Source organism: Geobacillus sp. WSUCF1 (assembly GCF_000422025.1).
Taxonomy (GTDB): Bacteria; Bacillota; Bacilli; order Bacillales; family Anoxybacillaceae; genus Geobacillus; species Geobacillus zalihae.
In genome coordinates, this window is record NZ_ATCO01000089.1 from 1 (window position 1) to 2,448 (window position 2,448).

Genomic DNA, 2,448 nt, shown 5'->3' on the forward strand with positions numbered 1-2,448 from the left:
CACGCTTAAATCGTAAAACCGGGCGTACTCGCGGCCAAATCCAAAACAGCCGGACGCCGGCATGATCGGGTTTTACGATTTAAGCGTGTTAGGCGCCATTATGATCAAGGCGACGACAAAAGAGCCGCGCTTTGGCAACCCGACACCAAGGGTGGCAGAAACGCCGGGCGGGATGTTAAACGCCATCGGCCTGCAAAACCCCGGCCTTGACAAAGTGCTCGAAGAAGAACTGCCGTGGCTTGAACAGTTTGACGTACCGATCATCGCCAACATCGCTGGCTCGACGGTGGAAGAGTACGTCGAGGTAGCCGAAGCGATTTCCAAAGCGCCCAATGTCCATGCGTTAGAGCTCAACATTTCCTGCCCAAACGTGAAAAAAGGCGGGATTGCGTTCGGCACCGTGCCGGACGTGGCCGCGGAACTGACGCGGCTTGTCAAAGAAGTGGCGGCTGTCCCCGTGTATGTGAAGCTGTCTCCGAACGTCACCGACATCGTGGCGATGGCAAAAGCGATTGAACAAGCGGGCGCCGATGGCTTGACGATGATCAATACGCTCGTTGGCATGCGCATCGACGTGAAAACAGGCCGCCCCGTTTTGGCCAACGGCACCGGCGGCTTATCCGGCCCGGCGGTCAAACCGATCGCCATCCGCATGATTTACGACGTGAGCCAGGCGGTGTCGATTCCGATCATCGGCATGGGCGGCATTCAAACGGCGGAAGACGTGCTCGAATTTTTTTACGCCGGCGCGAGCGCGGTTGCCGTCGGAACGGCCAACTTTGTCGACCCGTTCGTCTGCCCGACGATCATCGCCGACTTGCCGGCGCTGCTCGATGAACTCGGGATCGGCCACATTTCCGAATGCATAGGAAGGAGCTGGAAGACTGGTGCACACGCCGTTCATTGTCGCGCTTGATTTTCCATCAAAACAAGAGGTGGAGCGGTTTTTGCGGCCGTTTGCCGGAACACCGCTGTTTGTGAAAGTCGGCATGGAGCTGTACTATCAGGAAGGTCCCGCCATCGTCGCGTTTCTCAAAGAACAAGGGCATGCCGTCTTTTTAGACTTAAAACTGCACGACATCCCGAATACGGTGAAACAAGCGATGAAAGGGCTCGCCCGTGTCGGCGCCGATTTGGTGAACGTCCACGCTGCCGGCGGCCGGTGCATGATGGAAGCGGCGATCGAGGGGCTTGACGCCGGCACGCCAAGCGGAAGAATGCGGCCGCGCTGCATCGCTGTCACCCAGCTGACGAGCACGGACGAGCGGATGCTTCACGAGGAGCTGTGGATTTCCCGCCCGCTTGTGGAAACAGTCGGCCATTACGCCGCCTTGGCGAACGAAAGCGGCCTTGACGGCGTCGTCTGCTCGGCGAACGAAGCGCCGCTCATCAAAGAACGGTGCGGCGCCTCGTTCCTCGCCGTCACCCCGGGCATCCGCTTTGCCGATGAGGCAGCGCACGACCAAGTGCGCGTCGTCACGCCAAAGCGCGCCCGCGAGCTCGGCGCCGACTACATTGTCGTCGGCCGCAGCCTCACCCGCGCCGCCGATCCGCTGAAAGCCTACGAACGCCTGCAGCACGAATGGAACGGAGGAGAGAAAGAATGAAACACGACATCGCCGCCAAATTGCTTGAAATCGGGGCGGTCGCCCTGCAGCCGAACGAACCGTTTACCTGGTCCTCGGGCTTGAAATCGCCGATTTACTGCGACAACCGCCTGACGCTCGCTTACCCCGACGTGCGCCGCCTGATCGCCGCCGGCCTCGCCGAGCTCATCCGCACCCAGTTTCCCGAAGCGGATCTCATCGCCGGCACCGCAACCGCCGGCATCCCGCACGCCGCCTGGGTGAGCGAACGGCTCGGGCTGCCGATGTGCTACGTCCGCAGCCAGGCGAAAGCGCACGGCAAAGGAAAACAAATCGAAGGCCAAGCCGAACCGGGTCAGCGCGTCGTCGTCATCGAAGACTTAATCTCGACGGGCGGCAGCTCGCTTGCGGCCGTCCGTGCCTTGAAAGAAGCGGGCTGTGAGGTGCTGGGCGTCGCCGCCATTTTCACGTACGGGCTCGACAAAGCGAAGCAGGCGTTTGCGGCAGAGAATTTGCCTGTCTACACGCTCACCGACTACGACACCCTCATCGAAACGGCCGTCCGCCTTGGCGCCGTCAGCGAGCACGACTTGGCGACATTGCGAAAATGGCGGGAGAATCCGGAGGAGTGGGGGAACTAACATCAACGCAAGGGAAAAGGGGCTGACGCAAAAGCCCCTTTTTGATGAAAGTTCACCGAAGTACTAGGATTCTTTCTCCATTTTGACGACAAATCTTTTACTCATGCAAGCTTCTACAAGAAAACGAAAAAACATGTCGAACTTTGTCTGTTCCGAATGGCCGTAAAATTCAGTGTATCTTTAGTCAACTACCCCCACTTCGCGAACGCTTGAAGTGGGGG

3 protein-coding genes are annotated in these 2,448 nt (G+C 59.2%); all 3 read left to right on the forward strand.

The annotated features are described in order from the left end of the window. Nucleotides 1–61: 61 nt before the first annotated feature. From I656_RS06975 to pyrE, 3 genes are read left to right on the forward strand one after another with little or no spacing between them, the layout of a single operon-like run. Nucleotides 62–916: a dihydroorotate dehydrogenase gene (locus tag I656_RS06975; RefSeq protein WP_020755315.1), complete on the forward strand. Its 855-nt coding sequence runs from the start codon at nt 62–64 to the stop codon at nt 914–916. Then, the gene (pyrF, locus tag I656_RS06970) at nt 888–1,607 is read left to right on the forward strand and encodes an orotidine-5'-phosphate decarboxylase (RefSeq protein WP_020755317.1); all 720 of its coding nucleotides are present in this window, start codon (nt 888–890) and stop codon (nt 1,605–1,607) included. Before I656_RS06975 ends, pyrF begins: the two co-directional genes overlap by 29 nt. Continuing rightward, nucleotides 1,604–2,227, forward strand: coding sequence for an orotate phosphoribosyltransferase (pyrE, locus tag I656_RS06965; RefSeq protein WP_033005802.1), 624 nt, complete (start codon nt 1,604–1,606; stop codon nt 2,225–2,227). The genes pyrF and pyrE overlap by 4 nt, the downstream gene beginning before the upstream one ends. Nucleotides 2,228–2,448 lie beyond the last annotated feature (221 nt).

Bases quoted from the DNA above. Each gene is read 5' to 3' on its own strand.
- I656_RS06975 (WP_020755315.1), top strand. From the start codon at position 62: ATGATCGGGTTTTACGATTTAAGCGTGTTAGGCGCCATTATGATCAAG.
- pyrE (WP_033005802.1), top strand. From the start codon at position 1,604: ATGAAACACGACATCGCCGCCAAATTGCTTGAAATCGGGGCGGTCGCC.